The organism is Sphingomonas sp. (assembly GCF_032114135.1).
Lineage (GTDB): Bacteria > Pseudomonadota > Alphaproteobacteria > Sphingomonadales > Sphingomonadaceae > Sphingomonas.
Genome location: NZ_DAMCTA010000001.1, coordinates 2,168,442 through 2,186,883, shown reverse-complemented (window position 1 = coordinate 2,186,883; position 18,442 = coordinate 2,168,442). Strand labels below are relative to the sequence as shown.

Genomic DNA, 18,442 nt, shown 5'->3' with positions numbered 1-18,442 from the left:
CATGTATTCCGAACTCCAGGTCACCAGCCATTATTCCTTCCTGCGCGGCGCCTCCGCACCCTCGGAACTGTTCGAGGCGGCGGCGGCGTACGGCATGCCCGCGCTGGGCATCACCGATCACAACAGCGTCGGCGGGATCGTCCGCGGGCTGGTCGCGGCGGAGGAGACCGGCGTGCGGCTGGTCACCGGCTGCCGGCTCGACCTGACCGACGGCAGCGGGGTGCTGGTCTGGCCCGAGGATCTCGCCGCTTGGTCGCGGCTCACCCGGCTGCTCAGCATCGGCAAGGCGCGGGCGGATGCGCAGCATGGCGAGAAGGGGCAGTGCTTCCTCCATTGGGAGGATGTCGCGGGGCATGCCGACGGCCTCGTCGCCGCGCTGGTGCCGGGCATGGCGGATGCGGGCGACCCGGCGGCGCTGCGCTGGATGGCGGATGTGTTCGGGGAGCGCGGCCATGTCACGCTCACCCGCCATCGCCGGCCACAGGAGGCGGTGCGGCTGCATGGCCTGGCGCAGGCCGCCGCCGCGCACGGGCTGACCCCGCTCGCCACCGGCGACGTGCTCTACCATCATCCCGACCGGCGGATGCTGCACGACGTGATGACCGCGATCCGCCACACCACCACGGTCGACGATCTCGGTTTCCGCCGCGCCCGCAGCGCCGATCGCCACCTCAAGCCCCCGCACGAAATGGCGCGCCGCTTCGCCGCCTGGCCCGAGGCGCTGCAGGCCGTGGAGGCTGTGGTCGAGCGGTGCAGTTTCAATCCGCGTGAACTCGGCAAGCTCTATCGCTATCCGGACGAGGTGGTGATGTCCGGCCGCAGCCCGCAGGAGGCGCTGGCCAAGCTCGCCCGCGATGCACTCGCCGCCAAGTTCCCGGAGGGGCCGCCGCCCGCTTATGCGGAGCTGCTGGAGAAAGAGCTGCGGCTGGTCGAGAAGTTCGGCTACGCGCCCTATTTCCTTACCGTCCATTCGATCGTCCGCTTCGCCCGCGCGCAGGAAATCCTGTGCCAGGGGCGGGGGAGCGCGGCCAATTCGCTGATCTGCTTCCTGCTCGGCGTCACCTCGATCGATCCGGTGGTGCACAAGCTGCTGTTCGAGCGGTTCATCTCCGAGGACCGCGACGAGCCCCCGGATATCGACGTCGATTTCGAGCATGAGCGGCGCGAGGAAGTGATCCAGTGGATCTACGAGACCTATGGCGCACGCCATGCCGCGCTGACCGCTGTGGTCAGTCGCTACCGCACGCGCGGGGCGGTGCGCGAAGTGGGGAAGGCGCTGGGGCTGTCCGAGGACGTGACGGCGGGGCTGGCGGGGCAGGTGTGGGGCTGGTCGAACGAGGGCGTGAGCGAGGCCGATGCCGCCGCGCTCAATCTCGACGCCAGCGAGCCGCGCCTCGCGTTGACGCTCGATCTCGCTCGCCAGCTGATCGGCACCCCACGCCACCGCTCGCAGCATCCCGGGGGCTTCGTGCTGGCCCAGGCGAATCTCGACGAGATCGTGCCGATCGAACCGGCTGCGATGGTCGACCGGCGCGTGATCGAATGGGAGAAGGACGATATCGAGACGCTCGGCCTGATGAAGGTCGACATTCTCGGGCTGGGCATGCTCGGCTGCATGCGGCGCGCGTTCGATCTGCTCCAGCAGCACAAGGGCGTGAAGCTCACCCTGGCGTCGGATGCGATGCAGGAGGATGATCCCGCCACCTTCGCGATGATCCAGAAGGCCGACACGCTCGGCACCTTCCAGATCGAGAGCCGGGCGCAGATGTCGATGCTGCCGCGGCTCAAGCCCAAGGAATTCTACGATCTCGTCATCCAGGTCGCGATCGTCCGGCCAGGGCCGATCCAGGGCGACATGGTCCACCCGTATCTGCGCCGGCGCGAGGGGAAGGAGGAGGTCGAGTATCCGAGCGCGGAACTCAAGGACGTGCTGGAGAAGACCTTCGGCGTGCCGCTGTTCCAGGAGCAGGCGATGAAGGTCGCCATCGTCGGGGCGGGGTTCGAGCCGGCCGAGGCGGACGCGCTGCGCCGCGCGATGGCAACCTTCAAGTCGACCGGCGGGGTCACCCATTTCCGCGAGAAGATGATCAGCGGGATGCTGGAGAAAGGCTACAAGCAGGACTTCGCCGAGCGCACGTTCAAGCAGATCGAGGGTTTCGGCAGTTACGGCTTTCCCGAGAGCCACGCCGCCAGCTTCGCCAAGATCGCCTATGCGTCGAGCTGGATGAAGTGCCACCATCCCGACATCTTCTGCGCGGCGCTGCTCAACGCGCAGCCGATGGGCTTCTACGCCCCAGCGCAGATCGTCCGCGATGCGCGCGAGCACGGCGTCGAGGTGCGCGCGGTGTGCGTCAACGACAGTGCGTGGGATACGCGGGTCCTACAATCCTCCCCGGAACGGGGAGGGGGACCATGTGCGCCAGCACATGGTGGAGGGGGGGCGGCACACGGGCCTGCCTTGCCGAGCGCGCCCTCCACCACCGCCTTCGGCGGCGGTCCCCCTCCCCGTGCCGGGGAGGATCTGGGATTGCGCCCCCTCCGACTCGGCATGCGCGTCGTGCAGGGGCTGTCCGCGCGCGATGCGGACGCAATCCTCACCGCGCGCGCTGAGCGGCCCTTCACCTCGATCGAGGATGTCTGGCGCCGCGCCCGCGTCTCGCCTGCCGCGCTGGAGAAGCTCGCGCGCGCCGATGGCTTTAGCGCCTTCGGGCAGGATCGGCGCCAGGCGCTCTGGGCGATCAAGGCGCTCGACCAGGCGCCGCTGCCGCTGTTCGCGGGAATCGAGGGGCCGATCCAGGCCGCCGAGCCTGCGGTGACGCTCGTGCCCCTCACCGCCGGGCGCGAAGTGGTGGAGGATTACCGCGCCACCCAGCTGAGCCTGCGCGCGCATCCGCTCCACTTCCTCCGCGATACGCTCACCGCGCGCCGTATCCGCCCGTGCGGCGACCTCAAGAGGCTCAAGGACGGCGCGCGGGTGGAGGTGGCCGGCATCGTGCTCGTCCGCCAGAAGCCGGGAAGCGCCAAGAGCATCTTCCTGACGCTGGAGGATGAGACCGGCATCGCCAATGCGATCGTCTGGCCGGCGCGCTTCGCGCTCTACCGCCCGATCATCCTCGCCGCGCCGATGATTTCCGTGCGAGGACGCCTCCAGCGCGAAGGCGAGGTGCTGCACCTGATCGCCGAGACGATCACCGACCTGACCGACCTGCTGCGCAGCGTCGGCGCGATCGACCTGCCGCGGATGACGATGCCCGGCGACGGCGCGACGCATGGCGGCACGATCGACTCGCGCGACCGCAAGGTCATCCGCGCTACCGATCCCGCCCATGCCTATCCGAAGCAGCGCACGCCCGAGAGCTGGCCGTCGCGGCGCGAGGACATCATCCCGATCAAGTCGCACGATTTCCACTGATGTCGACGCTTGCCCACCGCTATTTCTTCGCCGTGCAACCATTGTTGATGCGCTGCGCCATCGCCGGACAATGGGATCAACTCGGACCCGCCGAGCACATCGTGTCCGATACCCGTCTGCATGCTACGCTCGCCATCACGGACGACTTCACGCAATCCTGCCCCCTTCTGGAGACCGCATTGCTGTCCATTGGCGGAAGCGTCACAGCCGCGCCCATTCCGATGCGCCTCGACCAGCTTTCCGCGAGCGAGAAGTCGATCGCGCTGCGTTCGAGCGGTCGATGCCCGCCGCTTGCCGCGCTGGCCGGGCCCCTTCAGCGCCGCATGGCACGCGCGGGACTCTTGCGGACGGAGTGGGTCTTTCGCCCCCACGTCACGTTGCTCTACCGCAGCGGCGTCCCGTTCACCCGAAGAATCGATCCGATCTGCTGGACGGCGACCGGCTTCGTGCTGATCCACAGCATCGTCGGCGCGCACCGGCATATCGAGCTGGGCCGCTGGCCGCTGATCGAACGGCAGGGCAGTTTCGACTTCTGAAGCCGCCCCGCCGACCGGAACTCAGCCCGCGACCACCGTCTGCTCGATGGTGCCGAAGATCGGGTGGTGCTTGTCGTCCTCCGCCCAGATGCGGATCGTGTCGCCGCCCTTGAGGAACGGGGTCTCGGCGCTCCCACGCAGAATCGTCTCGACCGTGCGGACCTCGGCGAGGCAGCAATAGCCCTTGCCGCCCTCGCCGATCGGCTTGCCCGGGCCGCCATCGGAATCGCGGTTAGAGACGGTGCCCGATCCGATGATCGTGCCCGCGCCCAGCGCACGGGTCTTCGCCGCGTGCGCGATGAGCGTGCCGAAATCGAAGGTCATGTCCTCGCCGGCATCGACGCGGCCGAAGGGCTTGCCGTTCAACTCCACCATCAGGGTACGGCGCAGCTTGCCGTCCTGCCACCAATCGCCCAGCGCATCCGGCGTCACGAACACCGGCGTAAAGGCGCTGGCCGGCTTGGACTGGAAGAAGCCGAAACCCTTGGCGAGTTCGCCCGGGATCAGGTTGCGCAGGGACACGTCGTTAGTGAGGCCGACCAGCCGCACCGCCGCCAGCGCTTCCTCGCGGCTCGCGCCCAGCGGCACGTCGCCGGTCACGACCACCACTTCGGCCTCCAGATCGCAGCCCCAGGCCTCGTCCTTGAGCGGGATCGCGTCGCGCGGCCCGAGGAATCCGTCGGACCCGCCCTGGTACATCAGCGGATCCTGCCAGAAGCTCTCGGGCAGCTCTGCGCCGCGCGCCTGCCGCACCAGCGCGACATGATTCACATAGGCCGACCCGTCCGCCCATTGATAGGCGCGCGGCAGCGGTGCCGCCGCCTGGCGCTCGTGGAAGCGCATCATCGGAATGGTCTCATGCTCGAGATCGGTGGCGAGGTTGCGCAGATCGCCTTCCACCCGCTCCCAGTCGTCCAGCGCCGCCTGCAATGTCGGCGCGATGTGACTCGCGTCCGCGCACCAGGCGAGATCGTTCGAGACGACGACGAGTTTGCCGTCGCGGCCCTGCTTGAGGCTGGCTAGTTTCATTGGACACCATCTCCTTCGGCGGTCGCCATAGGGCAACGTCGCTCGCCACGGAACCGTAGCCCTTTGCTAGGTATTTTGCCCAGTCGCATTGACTTCGGGGTGGGCCATGATCAACGAATTGCACATGGCTGCGCCGCTTCGCTTTCTGGATCATGGCGGTGACATGGCCGAACGCATTCGCGGGTTTGACTGGGCCGGCCATCCGTTCGGTGCGCCCGAGCGCTGGTGTGAGCCGCTGCGTATCACCGTCGACATGATGCTCGCCTCACGCTTTCCCAAAGCGCTCTATTGGGGCCCCGAGTTCCGCCTGCTCTACAACGATGCCTGGGCGCCGATCGCGGCCGACCGGCATCCCTGGGCGCTGGGCCGCGCGGGCGGTGAGGTCTGGGCGGAGATCTGGGACGTGGTCGGCCCGCAGATGGCGGAGGTGGTCGCAACAGGCCGCGGCTTTGCGGTCTACGACCAGCTGCTGCGGATGGCACGCGACGGGGTGCCGCGCGACACCTGGTGGAACTACAGCTTTACACCGATTCGCGATGCCGAAGGCCGCGTGCTGGGCATCCTCAATCAGGGCAACGAGACGACGCGGGTGGTGCTCGCCGAGCGCGCCAGGCAGGCCGAGCTCGAGCGGCTGCGCGACTATTTCGAGCAGGCGCCTGGCGCCGTGGCGCTGCTCGACGGGCCGGAGCATCGCTTTGTGCTCGCCAACCCGGCCTATCTCGAACTGGTCGGTCGCGACGCGGTGGTCGGGCGGTCGGTAGCCGAGGCGCTGCCCGAAGTGGTCGAGCAGGGGTATGTCGAAGTGCTCGACCAAGTGTATCGCAGCGGCGAGCCCTATCGCGCGCTGGGCCGCGACGTCCTGCTGCAGCGTCGGGCCGCCGCTTCGCCCGAACGCCGCGTGCTCGATTTCACCTTCCAGCCCATCAAGGACTCTGTCGGCGCCTGCACCGGCATCTTCATTTCGGCCGCCGACATCACCGAGCGGGCGGTCGCTGAAGAGGCCTTGCGGCGGAGCGAAGAGCGGTTGCAGCTCGCGCTCAACGCGTCGACGGGCATCGGCACCTGGGACTGGACGGCGGAAAGTGGCCGGGTGACCGGCGATGAACGCTTCGCCGCGCTGTTCGGCATCAACTCGGAGCGGGTCGGGAGTGGTGGCGCCTTCGACGCGGTGCTCAACTTCATTCATCCTGACGATCGCGCGCGCATCGCGCGGGAAGTGCGCCGGTCGATGGCCGATCATGCCCCGCTGAAGCTCGAATTTCGCGTAGTGCGTGCCGATGGTGAGGTACGCTGGCTGCTCACCCAAGGCCGCTGCACCTTCGATGCCGCCGGGCGCCCAATCCGCTTCCCTGGCGTCAGCTTCGACATCACCGATCGCAAACTGGCCGAGGAAGCCGCGCAGGAAGCCGCCGACGACCTGCGCTCCGCCACCGAGGCGCAGTCCTTTCTGCATGGCCTGGCCGAGCGCCAGCGCGCGCTCGACACGCCCGAGGCGATCATGGAACTCACCGCGGCCGAGCTGGGGGCCAGGCTGGGCTTGGCGCGCGTGGGCTTCTACCGGGTGGCGGGGGAGGTGATCCATCTCGGGCCCTGCTGGACCGACGGCAGCTTGCCCAAGTTCGCCGGCCAGTGGCGGCTGGATGCGGTGGCGCCGCTGGTCGAACGCTATCGCCAGGGCCGCACCGTCACCTTCGACGACAGCAGTACCGAATTCCCACATACCGAGCTGAGCAAGCTCTCGCCTTCGGCGATCGGCGTGCCGCTGCTGCGCGGCGGGAATTGGGTCGCCACCTTCTACGCCAATGGCGCAGGCGCGCGATCCTGGCAGCCGGAGGAAATCGCGTTCGTCGAGACCGTCGTCGAGACCACCTGGGATTCGGTGGAACGCGCCGACGCGGTGCTGGCGCTGCGCGAGAGCGAGGCACAGTTCCGCGCCATCACCAATTCGATCGATCACATGGTCTGGTCGGCCGATGCGGAGGGCGGCGTCGATTATTATAACGACCGTTGGTACGACTATACCGGGGTCGAGCGCGGCAGCACCGACGGGGACGCGTGGGGCACAGTGCTCCATCCCGGCGACCAGCGCCGCGCAGCGGCGGTGTGGGAGCATTGCATCCGCACCGGTGATCTCTACCGGATCGAATATCGGATGCGGCACCATAGCGGCATCTATCGCTGGGCGCTCGGTCGCGCACAGCCGCTGCGCGACGAGACCGGCCGCATCGTCCGCTGGTTCGGCACCAGCACCGACATCCAGGACATCGTCGACGCGCGCGAAGTGCTCGCCCGTTCGCGCGAGGAACTGGAGGCCGCCGTGCGCGAGCGTACCGAGCGGCTGATGGCGGCCGAGGCGCAGCTCCGCCAGGCGCAGAAGATGGAGGCGGTGGGCCAGCTGACCGGCGGCATCGCGCACGACTTCAACAACATGCTCGCGGTGGTGATCGGCGCGCTCGACCTGATGGAGCGCCGCGTCGCGCAAGGGCGGACCGATATCGACCGCTATCTCGTCGCCGCGCGCGATGGCGCCAGCCGCGCCGCCGCGCTGACCCAGCGACTGCTTGCCTTTTCGCGTCGCCAGCCGCTCGCACCGACCGCGCTCGACGTCAACGACATGCTTGGGGGGATGATCGAGCTGCTCGTGCGCACGCTGGGCGAAGGAGTGGTGATCGAAACGCAGTTCGCCCGCCGGCTCGATCCGGTGGTGGCGGACCGCAACCAGCTCGAAAATGTCGTGCTCAATCTGGCGGTCAATGGCCGCGATGCAATGCCCGATGGCGGCACGCTGACGATCGAGACCGAGCAACTCGCGATCGATGCGGACGAGGCCGCTCGCCACGAGATCGCCGCGGGCGATTTTGTCGAGATCCGCCTCCGCGATACGGGGGTGGGCATGCCGCCCGAGGTGGCGGCGCGCGCGTTCGATCCTTTCTTCACCACCAAGGGGGTGGGCAAGGGTACTGGGCTCGGGCTCAGCCAGGTGTTCGGTTTCGTTCGCCAGTCGGGCGGGCATGTCATGATCGAGAGCGCCCCCGGGGAGGGCACCTGCGTGCGGGTGCTGCTGCCGGCCCGGCCCGAAGCGGTGCCCGCGCCCGCTGCAAACAGCATCGAGCGCGACCTGCCGCGCGGCCGCGCGGGCGAGGTTGTCCTCGTCGTCGAGGACGAGGATCGGGTGCGCACCTATTCGGTCGAGGCGCTGCGGGAGCTCGGCTACGGCGTCGTCTTTGCCCGCGACGGGATCGAAGCGCTGCGGTTGCTCGAGCGCGGGCAAAAGATTTCGCTGCTGTTCAGCGACGTGGTGATGCCCGAAATGAGCGGGCGCGAGCTGGCGACGCGGGTGCGCGAGCGGATGCCCGGGCTCAAGGTGCTGCTCACCAGCGGCTATGCCCCTGATTCGCCGGCCGCGGGCAGCGACGAGAATATCCTGCCCAAGCCGTTCGACATCGCCGCGCTGGCCACCGCGATCCGCGCTGCACTGGACGCGTGACGGCAGGAAAGGCTTGACCTTCGGGCGCACAGTCGTCATTCGCGCCGCGGCTTCGGGCGACGCGTCCGTTTGACCAGCCCGGCTGCCGAGTCCTGTCGAAGGGCGGCCTGGGTCCGCCCGGCAGGCGGAGGACGTGTATCCATGGCAAATGTGGCAGTGATTGGCGCTCAGTGGGGCGACGAAGGCAAGGGCAAGATCGTCGACTGGCTCGCCGAGCGCGCCGACGTGGTCGTCCGCTTCCAGGGTGGGCACAATGCCGGCCATACGCTGGTGATCGGCGAGAAGGTCTACAAGCTCTCGCTGCTTCCCTCGGGCATCGTGCGCGGCACGCCGAGCGTGATCGGCAATGGCGTCGTGCTCGATCCCTGGGCGCTCAAGGCTGAGGTCGAGAAGCTGCGCGACCAGGGCGTCGACGTCACCCCGGACACGCTCAAGATCGCCGATACCTGCCCGCTGATCCTGCCCTTCCACCGCGATCTCGACGCGCTGCGCGAGGATGCCAGCGGCGCCGGCAAGATCGGCACCACCCGCCGCGGCATCGGCCCGGCCTATGAGGACAAGGTCGGCCGCCGCGCCATCCGGGTGTGCGACCTCGCCAATCTGGATGCGATCGGGCCGCAGGTCGATCGCCTCGCCGCGCACCACGACGCGCTGCGCGCCGGCTTCGGCCAGCCGCCGATCGACCGCGAGGGTCTGCTCGAGGAGCTGCGCGGCATCGCCGGCTTCGTGCTGCCCTTCGTGCAGCCGGTGTGGAAAATGCTGAACGAGGCGCGGTCGCGCGGGCGTCGCATCCTGTTTGAAGGCGCGCAGGGCGTGCTGCTCGACATCGATCACGGCACCTATCCGTTCGTCACCTCGTCCAACACCGTGTCGGGCACCGCGGCGAGCGGCAGCGGCATGGGGCCTGGCGCGGTGGGCTTCGTGCTCGGCATCGCCAAGGCCTATACCACCCGCGTCGGCTCGGGCCCGTTCCCGAGCGAGCTGGACAACGAAGTGGGCGAGCGGCTCGGCACGCGCGGCCATGAGTTCGGCACCGTCACCGGGCGCAAGCGCCGCTGCGGCTGGCTCGATGCGGTGCTGCTGCGCCAGTCGGTTGCGGTCTCGGGCATCACCGGCATCGCGCTGACCAAGCTCGACGTGCTCGACGGCTTCGACGAAATCCAGGTCTGCACCGGCTATCGCCTGAACGGCGAAGTGCTGGATTACTATCCCGCCAGCGCCCCCGACCAGGCGGCGGTGGAGCCAATCTACGAGACGATGGAAGGCTGGTCCGAATCGACCTTCGGAGCGCGCAGCTGGGCCGATCTGCCGGCGCAGGCGATCAAATATATCCGCCGCGTGGAAGAACTGATCCAGTGCCCGGTGGCGTTGGTCTCCACCAGCCCCGAGCGAGAGGACACCATCCTCGTCCGCGACCCCTTCGCGGATTGACGCGAAAACGCCCGGCCCTCGGGAGAGAGGGCCGGGCGCATCGGCGCTCGAAGCAAGGGGCTGAAAGGGGGAAAAGGCCCTTTGCCGAGCTACGCTAGTTAGCGCGGACGCTTGCGCTTCGGCTTGTCGCCGGTCTGATCACCCATGGTCGAGTCCGTGGTGGTCGCGCTCGGATCGGTCGGCGAGGTCGTCGTGGTGGACGAATCCGGCGTGTTCATCGTTCCCGAACCGGTCGTGCCACCCGGCGTCGTCGTGGTCGACGGGTTCATCGACGGATCGGTCGGCGAGGCCGACGGCTGGCCCGGCGTGGTGCTCTGGTCCATCGTCGAACCGCCCGGCGTCGTCTGGCCCGGCGTGGTCTGCTGGGCGAAGGCGGCCGGCGCGGCGATCAGCGTAGCAGCGGCGAGAATGGTCTTGATATACATTACACGGCATCCTTCTGTTGATTATGCCAACACAAGGTTAACCACCGGATGCGCAAGAAGTCTCACCAACTGATTTCGATTAATCGATAAAAGCGAACGGCTCAGGGGCGAGTCGAGCGCAAGATCAGCCGACTTGCGCCCGATGCAGCAATTTCTGGTCCGCCAGTACGAGCGCGACCATTGCTTCGACGACAGGAACCCCACGAATGCCGACGCACGGATCGTGGCGCCCCTTGGTGCGGATCTCGCTCGCCTCGCCCTCGCGGGTGACGGTCTCGACCGGGATCAGGATCGAGCTGGTCGGCTTGAACGCGACCCGCATCCGTACCGGCTGTCCCGTCGCGATGCCGCCCGCGATGCCGCCGGCATGGTTCGCGAGGAAGTCCACGCCGCCGTCGCTACGCGGGCGCATCGCATCGGCATTCTCCTCGCCGCGCAAAGCCGCTGCCGCGAAGCCGTCGCCGATCTCGAAGCCCTTCACCGCATTGATCGACATGCACGCCGCCGCCAGTTCGCTGTCCAGCTTGGCATAGAGCGGCGCGCCCCAGCCGGCGGGAACGCCGGTCGCCTCGCAGGCGACGACCGCGCCCAGCGAGGAGCCATCCTTGCGTGCGGCGTCGACCAGCGCTTCCCAGCGCTGTGCAGCCACCGGATCGGGGCAGAAGAACGGGTTGTTGCCGATTTCAGCCGCATCGAACTTCGCATAGTCGATCGCGTCGCCGCCGATCGCCTCGACCCAGGCGGTGATCGTCACCTCCGGGATCACTGCCCGCGCGACCGCGCCGGCTGCTACGCGGGCTGCCGTCTCGCGCGCCGAGGAGCGGCCGCCGCCGCGATAGTCTCGAAAGCCGTATTTCTGGTCATAGGCATAATCGGCATGGCCGGGGCGATAAGCCTTGGCCACCTCCGAATAGTCCTTGGAGCGCTGGTCGACATTGTCGATGTGCAGCGCGATCGGCGTGCCCGTCGTGCGGCCCTCGAACACGCCGGAGAGGATGCGGACCTGGTCCGGCTCCTGCCGCTGGGTGGTGAAGCGCGACTGGCCGGGGCGGCGGCGATCGAGGAAGGGCTGGATATCGCTCTCGCTCAAGCTCAGCCCCGGCGGGCAGCCATCGACCACCGCGCCGAGGGCGGGGCCATGGCTCTCGCCCCAGGTAGTGAAGCGGAACACGCGACCGAAGCTGTTGAACGACATCGGCGCACGCCCTCCGTCTGGGTTGAAACCGCGGGCCGTTTCGCAGGTGTCGCGCGTGGCTGCAACCCGTTCAGGGAATCTCGAACAGCCCCGCCGCGCCCATGCCGCCGGCCGTACACATGGAGACCACGACGTAGCGCACGCCGCGACGTCGCCCTTCGATCAGCGCATGGCCGACCAGCCGGCTGCCGGTCATGCCGAAGGGATGGCCGATCGCGATCGCGCCGCCGCTGACGTTGAGCTTCTCGGGATCAATGCCCAGCGTGTCGCGGCAGTAAAGGCACTGGCTGGCGAACGCCTCGTTGATCTCCCACAGGCCGATGTCGTCAACGGTGAGCCCTGCCCGCACGAGCAGCTTGGGCACCGCGAAGACGGGGCCGATGCCCATTTCCTCGGGTTCGCAGCCCGCCACCTGGAAGCCGCGATAGATGCCGAGGATCGGGCGGCCTTCCGCCTCGGCGGTCTTGCGGTCCATCAGGATCTGCGCGGCGGCCCCGTCGGAGAGCTGGCTGGCATTGCCGGCGGTGACGTGGCGGCCCTCGGGGACGAAGGCGCCGTCCTTCCATACCGGCTTGAGACCGGCGAGCACCTCCGCGGTGGTGCCGGGACGGATGCCTTCATCCTGGGTGACCGTGACGGTCTCGCTGCCGGTGCGGGTGCCGGCCTTGTCGAGCACGGCCTTGGTGACGGTGATCGGCGCGATCTCTTCCGCGAACGCACCGCGGGCAAGCGCCTCGGCAGCGCGCTGCTGGCTCATCGCAGCGAATGCGTCCTGCTTTTCCCGCGAAATGCCATAGCGTTCGGCGACGATCTCCGCGGTCTCGATCATCGGGATATAGGCAGCGGGCACCTGGTCCGTGACCGAGCGATTCGCATAGCGCGGCGCGTTGGCCATGGTCAGGCTGATCGACTCCATGCCGCCGGCCAGCGCCACGTCGATCTCGTCGGTCATGATCGAGCGGGCGGCGAGGGCGATCGCGGTGAGGCCCGATCCGCATTTCCGGTCGAGGCTGAACGCCGGCACGCTGTGGGGGATGCCTGCGGCGAACAGCGCCATCCGCGCCATGTTGGCGCCTTGCGTGCCCCATTGGTTGCCCATGCCGTAGAACACGTCGTCGATCCGGGCGGGGTCTATGCCGGCGCGTTCCACCGCCGCGTTCATCACGTGCGCGGCGAGCACGGGCGCCTCGGTGTCATTGAAATAGCCTCGGGCCGCCTTGCCGATGCCGGTGCGGGCAGTGGAGACGATCGCGGCTTCGCGCATGGCAGCCTCTCATTCTTTCGAGTTTCGGGTACGCTTCCGCGATCCGCCGCCGGAATGCAACCGGCTCAGTCGCGGAACTGGGGTACGCGCTTCTGCATATTGGCCATCACCGCCTCGATCTGGTTGGGTGCGCGCAGCAAGGCTGCCTGTTCGACGCTCTCCGCCAGCAGTGTCGCGGCGGCGTCGCCCTCGTGATTGGCGAGGCGCTTGGCAGCGCGGATCGCGTCCGGGTTGCGACCAGCAATGACGCGGGCGAGCGCGAGGGCCTCGGCGTGCGGATCCGTCGCCAGACGGGTGACGAAACCGAAGTCTTGTGCCTGGGCCGCCTCGAACTCGCGCGCGGTGTAGGTAAGTTCGCGCAGCAGGTCGTCGCGCACCGTGCCGCGCCAGAGCACGAAACCGGCCATGTCGGGCACGATGCCCCATTTTAGCTCCATCACCGACAGCCGGGTTTCGGGCGCGGCGATTCGGATGTCGGCGCCGCTCGCGATCTGAAGCCCGCCGCCGAACGCCACGCCGTGGACAGCCGCAATCACGGGTACCGGCAGCGTCCGCCAGCCCCAGGCGACCTGCTGGAAGCTATTCGCCAGCCCATGCGTCCGCGCCGCGATGTCGATGCCTGCGCCGACCCCCGCCATGCTCGCCATGTCCAGGCCGGCGCAGAATGCGCGGCCTTCGCCGGAAAGCACCACCGCGCGCAGGCCCGAGGTCTGGCCGAGCGTTTCGATTGCCGCGAGCAGTCCTTCGATCATGGCGGGATCAAGCGCATTCATCTTGTCCGGGCGGTTCAGCCGCACGTCGGCCACGCCGCCTTCGATCGTCCATGTCACGCGCTCGCTCATTCCGGCATCCTCTCTCGTCCCCGGACAATGTGCGGCGAAGCATTTGCGCGGGCAAGACGGCGGCGCTAGAAAAGTCGGTATGTCCCAATCCAGCGATCCCGCGGCGCCGCCCCGGTTCGATCCGCGCGCCTTCTTCGCGCTCCGCTTTCCCAACCATGGCAGCCGCCTTGGCGTCGCGCACCGCGACCATGGCGCGGACTGGTCCGAGCTCGAGCTGCCCTGGCGCGCCGATCTGGTGGGGCAGGAGGAGACGGGCGTGCTCGCCTCGGGGCCGATCCTCGCGCTGATGGACATGGCGAGCAGCGTCGCGGTGTGGCTCAAGGTGGGCAAGTTCCTGCCGCATGCGACGCTCGACCTGCGGATCGACTATCTGCGCCCGGCGCGCACCGGCCAGACGGTGATCGGGCGCTGCGAATGCTACCGGCTGACCCGCTCGATCGCCTTCGTGCGGGGCCAGGCGCATGACGGCGACCCGGCCGATCCGCTGGCGCATGTCGCGGGCACCTTCATGGCGGCGGAGGAATACTGGTGAAGCTTCCTCCCTATGCCGAACTGCTGGGGCTCAGCGTCGAGCCGGGTGCGGAGACACCGGTCTTGGTGATGCCGTTTTCCGGCGACGTGGTCGGGCGGCCGGGGTTCCTCCACGGCGGTGCGATCGGCGGATTGCTCGAGATGGCAGCGGTGGGCGCGCTGCTCCAGGCGCTGGAGGTCGAGGGCGGGGCCAAGGTGAAGCCGGTCAACGTCACCGTCGATTACATGCGCGGCGGCCGCGAGAAGGAGACGCGGGCCAAGGGCACGGTCACTCGGCTGGGCAACCGGGTGGCGAATGTGAGCGCGGTGGCGTGGCAGGACGAGGAAGACCGGCCGATCGCGGCGGCGCGGATGAATTTCCTGATCGTGCGGTGATGCAATTCCTCCCCCGACGGGGGAGGGGGACCGCGCTGCGCAGCAGCGTGGTGGAGGGGCCGCGCCGCAAGGCGCGGTTCGCTCCGCATCGAGGGCAACCGCCGCTTGCGCAGCGGCCCCTCCACCACCGCCTGCGGCGGCGGTCCCCCTCCCCGAGCTGCGCCCGGGGAGGAATTTCATGGCCTCACTTCTTCGGCGAGACCCGCATCAGCCAGCCGCCATCGCCCTTGGCGCCGTCCTGCAGCAGCCACAGCGACCCGTCCGGGCCCTGCGCCACGTCGCGGATGCGCATGTCGAGGTTCCACTGGTCCGCCTTGCGGGCGTTGGTACCGTCGAGCGCGATGCGGATGAGGGCCTGGCCGGACATCGCGCCCATCAGCAGCGAGCCCTTCCACTGCGGGAACTCGCTGCCGCTGTAATAGATCAGCCCCGAGGGCGAGATCGACGGCACCCAATAGAGCTTGGGCATCTCATAGCCGTCGCCGGCCTTGGGCTTGGGGATCGGCTTATTGTTGTAATTCTCGCCGAACGAGACGTTGGGCCAGCCATAGTTGCGGCCCTTGACGATCAGGTTGAGCTCGTCGCCGCCCTGCGGGCCCATCTCGTGCTCCCACAGGTTGCCGGATGCATCGAAGACGAGGCCGTAGGGGTTGCGGTGGCCGCTGCTCCAGATCGCGGCGGGTGCCGGGTTGGGCCCGTCGAAGGCGAAGGGGCGGCCCTTGGCGGTCTTGGCGGCTTCGGTGTCTTCGGGCGGATCGATGACCTGCACGCTGGTGGCGCCGACCTTGCCCGCATCGGGATTGTCCGAGGCCGGCTTGCCGTCCAGCGTCAGGTGGAGGATCTTGCCGATCGCCTGGTTGGGGTCCTGCGCAGGCGTGAAGCGCTGGCGCTCGCCCGAGGAGAGGAACAGCGACTTGCCGTCCGGCGCAAAGGCAATCACCGCGCCGAACTGGCCGCCATCGCCGTCCGCGCCCGAGCGGAACAGCACCTCGACACTGTCGAGTCGCGGCGCCATCGCCTTGCCGCGGGTGAGCTTGGCGCGGGCCAGCGCCAGCGCGCTGCCATTGGCGCGCGGCTCCGAATAGGTGAAGTAGATCGTGCTGCTGCTGGCGAAGTCCGGTGCGGGTGCCACGTCGAGCAGTCCGCCCTGGCCGCCGGCGGCGACCTTGGGTACGCCGGTCACCGCCTGCGCCTTCTGATTGACCTCCCAATATTGCAGCTGCCCGGCCTTCTCGGTCACCAGCGCGGCGCCGTCGGGCAGGAAGGCGAGCGCGAAGGGCGAATCGAAATCGGCGACGCGGATCGCGGTGAACGGCACGCTGGCCGGCAGCGGGGCGGGGGTACCGCTCGGGACCGGCAGGGGCGTCGGCGTGGCGGCCGTCCCGGTCGGCTGCTGGGCATTGGAACCTGGCGACGAGCAGGCAGCGGCGAACAGGGCGGGTATCAGCAGCAGCGAACGGGGCATGGGGAATCCTCTCCGGCGATGGTTCGGCCGCGAACGCAGCCGGTTTTGCAACAGGTTGCAACGACTTTCGTCTGCCAAAAGATGCAAGCTGCGCGGCGCCCCCTTGCTCCCGCACACAGGATTGCGTATATCGCGGAAGCTTTCTCGGACATCGTCAAACATGATCGAGGTCGGCGCCGCCAGGCACCGGCGCCGAAGCTGCTTGAATTCAACCGGAGACATGTGTGGCGAATCTCGCCGAACTGGCCAAGATGATCGAAACCGAAGCGCAGGCGCTGGGCTTTGCCCTGGTGCGCGTGAAGCTGTTCGGCGGCCAGAGCGATCCCACGCTGCAGATCATGGCCGAGCGCCCGGATACGCGCCAGCTGACGATCGACGATTGCGCCGATCTGTCGCGCCGCGTCTCGGACCTGCTCGACCGGCTGGAGGCCGAGGGCCGCGATCCGATCGACCATGCCTATCGGCTGGAAGTCAGCTCGCCGGGCATCGACCGGCCGCTTACCCGGCTGCAGGATTTCGCCGACTGGCAGGGCCATGAGGCGCGCATCACGCTCGCCGAGAAGCTCGACGGGCGCAAGCAGTTCAAGGGCGACCTCGCCGGGATCGATGCGCAGGCCGGGACGATCACGATCGTGACGCAGGACGAGACGCAGCATGTGCTGCCGTTCGCCGCGATCGAGGATGCCAAGCTGACGATGACCGATCGCCTGATCGCCGCCACCGCGCCGCTCTCTGCCGAGGGCGCCGACAAGATTATCGAAGTAGAAGGATAAGCCCGGATGGCCACCGCCATTTCTGCCAACAAGGCCGAGCTCATCGCGATTGCCGATTCGGTCGCGAAGGAAAAGCTGATCGACAAGGCCATCGTCATCGAGGCGATGGAAGACGCGATCCAGCGCGCCGCGAAGAATCGCTACGGCGTCGAGAACGACATTCGCGCGAAACTCGATCCGATCTCGGGCGACCTCCGCCTGTGGCGCGTCGTCGAGGTGGTGGAAGCCGTCGACGACTATTTTAAGCAGGTCGATCTGAAGGGCGCCGAGAAGCTCCAGAAGGGTGCGAAGGTCGGGGACTTCATCGTCGATCCGCTGCCCCCGATCGAGTTCGGCCGCATCCAGGCGCAGGCCTCGAAGCAGATCATCTTCCAGAAGGTCCGCGACGCCGAGCGCGAGCGCCAGTATGACGAGTTCAAGGACCGGGTGAACGAGATCATCACCGGCGTGGTGAAGCGCGTCGAGTTCGGTCATGTCGTCGTCGACCTGGGCCGCGCCGAAGGCGTGATCCGCCGCGACCAGCAGATCCCGCGCGAAGTCGTTCGCGTCGGCGATCGCGTCCGCTCGGTGGTGCTCAACGTCCGCCGCGAGAACCGCGGGCCGCAGATCTTCCTGAGCCGGGCGCACCCCGAGTTCATGAAGAAGCTGTTCGCGCAGGAAGTGCCCGAAATCTACGACGGCATCATCGAGATCAAGGCCGCCGCCCGCGATCCGGGCAGCCGCGCCAAGATCGGCGTGATCAGCCATGACGGTTCGATCGATCCGGTCGGCGCCTGCGTCGGCATGAAGGGCAGCCGCGTGCAGGCCGTCGTGCAGGAAATGCAGGGCGAGAAGATCGACATCATCCCCTGGTCGCCGGACACCGCCACCTTCGTCGTCAACGCGCTGCAGCCGGCCAATGTCAGCCGCGTCGTGATCGACGAGGAAGAGGACCGCATCGAAGTGGTCGTCCCCGACGATCAGCTCAGCCTCGCCATCGGCCGTCGCGGCCAGAATGTGCGCCTGGCGTCGCAGCTGACCGGCAAGGCGATCGACATCCTTACCGAGGCGGATGCGAGCGAGAAGCGCCAGAAGGAATTCGTCGAGCGTTCGGAGATGTTCCAGAACGAGCTCGACGTCGACGAGACGCTGGCCCAGCTGCTGGTCGCCGAAGGTTTCGGCGCGCTTGAAGAAGTCGCCTATGTCGAGATCGAGGAGCTTGCCACGATCGAGGGCTTCGACGAAGACCTCGCGCAGGAGCTCCAGAACCGCGCTCAGGAAGCGCTGGAGCGCCGCGAAGAGGCGAACCGCGAGCAGCGCCGCGCGCTGGGTGTCGACGACGACCTGACGACCATGCCGTACCTCACCGAAGCGATGCTGGTCACGCTCGGCAAGGCGGGCATCAAGACGCTCGACGACCTCGCCGACCTGGCGACCGACGAGCTTGTCGAGAAGAAGCGCGCCGAGCCGCGTCGCCGCGGCGACGACACCCCCCGCAAGGAGCCCAAGGGCGGCATCCTGGCGGAGTACGGCCTGAGCGACGAACAGGGCAACGAGATCATCATGGCGGCCCGCGCCCATTGGTTCGCCGATGAAGAACCTGCGGAAGCAGGCGAGGAGGACGCAATTGCGGACTCCGAACAATGATACGCGCCGACTGACATTGGCGTTGGTCATCCCCCCTCTCGGCAACGGGAG

At 68.1% G+C, this 18,442-nt stretch carries 14 protein-coding genes; 8 read left to right on the top strand and 6 right to left on the bottom strand.

From position 1 onward, the window contains the following. Position 1 precedes the first annotated feature (1 nt). Together RT655_RS10325 and RT655_RS10320 are read left to right on the top strand one after the other, a co-directional pair. A complete protein-coding gene (locus tag RT655_RS10325) occupies positions 2-3,412 on the top strand; it encodes an error-prone DNA polymerase (RefSeq protein ID WP_313536541.1) in 3,411 nt (1,136 codons plus the stop codon). Beyond that, positions 3,412-3,948: a 2'-5' RNA ligase gene (locus RT655_RS10320; protein ID WP_313536540.1), complete on the top strand. Its 537-nt coding sequence runs from the start codon at positions 3,412-3,414 to the stop codon at positions 3,946-3,948. Before RT655_RS10325 ends, RT655_RS10320 begins: the two co-directional genes overlap by 1 nt. 21 nt (positions 3,949-3,969) lie before the next feature. On the opposite strand, the gene RT655_RS10315 is transcribed toward RT655_RS10320, so the two are convergent. Further along, positions 3,970-4,977: a fumarylacetoacetate hydrolase family protein gene (locus RT655_RS10315; protein WP_313536539.1), complete on the bottom strand. Its 1,008-nt coding sequence runs from the start codon at positions 4,975-4,977 to the stop codon at positions 3,970-3,972. A gap of 124 nt (positions 4,978-5,101) precedes the next feature. On the opposite strand from RT655_RS10315, the gene RT655_RS10310 reads away from it, so the two are divergent. Both RT655_RS10310 and RT655_RS10305 read left to right on the top strand, forming a co-directional pair. Further along, the gene (locus tag RT655_RS10310) at positions 5,102-8,464 is read left to right on the top strand and encodes a PAS domain-containing protein (RefSeq protein ID WP_313536538.1); all 3,363 of its coding nucleotides are present in this window, start codon (positions 5,102-5,104) and stop codon (positions 8,462-8,464) included. 141 nt (positions 8,465-8,605) lie between these two features. Then, positions 8,606-9,895, top strand: a complete 1,290-nt coding sequence (locus tag RT655_RS10305; RefSeq protein WP_313536537.1) for an adenylosuccinate synthase — start codon at positions 8,606-8,608, stop codon at positions 9,893-9,895. 98 nt (positions 9,896-9,993) lie between these two features. Here RT655_RS10305 and RT655_RS10300 read toward each other — a convergent pair whose 3' ends face one another. The 4 genes from RT655_RS10300 to RT655_RS10285 form a co-directional block, all read right to left on the bottom strand. Next, a complete protein-coding gene (locus RT655_RS10300; RefSeq protein ID WP_313536536.1) occupies positions 9,994-10,320 on the bottom strand; it encodes a hypothetical protein in 327 nt (108 codons plus the stop codon). Positions 10,321-10,444: 124 nt separating this feature from the next. After that, positions 10,445-11,515 (bottom strand): chorismate synthase, encoded by a 1,071-nt coding sequence (gene aroC, locus RT655_RS10295; protein ID WP_313536535.1) that lies wholly within the window; start codon positions 11,513-11,515, stop codon positions 10,445-10,447. A 70-nt stretch (positions 11,516-11,585) separates the two neighbouring features. After that, on the bottom strand, positions 11,586-12,779 hold the full coding sequence (locus tag RT655_RS10290) for a thiolase family protein (RefSeq protein ID WP_313536534.1): 1,194 nt from the start codon (positions 12,777-12,779) through the stop codon (positions 11,586-11,588). 65 nt (positions 12,780-12,844) lie between these two features. Further along, a complete protein-coding gene (locus RT655_RS10285; protein WP_313536533.1) occupies positions 12,845-13,621 on the bottom strand; it encodes a crotonase/enoyl-CoA hydratase family protein in 777 nt (258 codons plus the stop codon). A 79-nt stretch (positions 13,622-13,700) separates the two neighbouring features. Between RT655_RS10285 and RT655_RS10280 the strand changes: the two genes are divergently transcribed. Next, the gene (locus RT655_RS10280) at positions 13,701-14,153 is read left to right on the top strand and encodes a PaaI family thioesterase (RefSeq protein WP_313536532.1); all 453 of its coding nucleotides are present in this window, start codon (positions 13,701-13,703) and stop codon (positions 14,151-14,153) included. Next, positions 14,150-14,527 (top strand): PaaI family thioesterase, encoded by a 378-nt coding sequence (locus RT655_RS10275; RefSeq protein WP_313536531.1) that lies wholly within the window; start codon positions 14,150-14,152, stop codon positions 14,525-14,527. The genes RT655_RS10280 and RT655_RS10275 overlap by 4 nt, the downstream gene beginning before the upstream one ends. A gap of 184 nt (positions 14,528-14,711) precedes the next feature. Here the strand turns inward: RT655_RS10275 and RT655_RS10270 are convergent, their stop codons facing one another. Continuing rightward, positions 14,712-15,992, bottom strand: coding sequence for a PQQ-dependent sugar dehydrogenase (locus RT655_RS10270; RefSeq protein ID WP_313536530.1), 1,281 nt, complete (start codon positions 15,990-15,992; stop codon positions 14,712-14,714). A 251-nt stretch (positions 15,993-16,243) separates the two neighbouring features. Here RT655_RS10270 and rimP point away from each other — a divergent pair, with 251 nt between their 5' ends. Continuing rightward, a complete protein-coding gene (gene rimP / locus RT655_RS10265) occupies positions 16,244-16,765 on the top strand; it encodes a ribosome maturation protein RimP (protein ID WP_409530267.1) in 522 nt (173 codons plus the stop codon). Positions 16,766-16,771: 6 nt separating this feature from the next. Beyond that, positions 16,772-18,391 (top strand): transcription termination factor NusA, encoded by a 1,620-nt coding sequence (nusA, locus tag RT655_RS10260; protein WP_313536528.1) that lies wholly within the window; start codon positions 16,772-16,774, stop codon positions 18,389-18,391. The last annotated feature ends 51 nt before the right edge of the window (positions 18,392-18,442 follow it).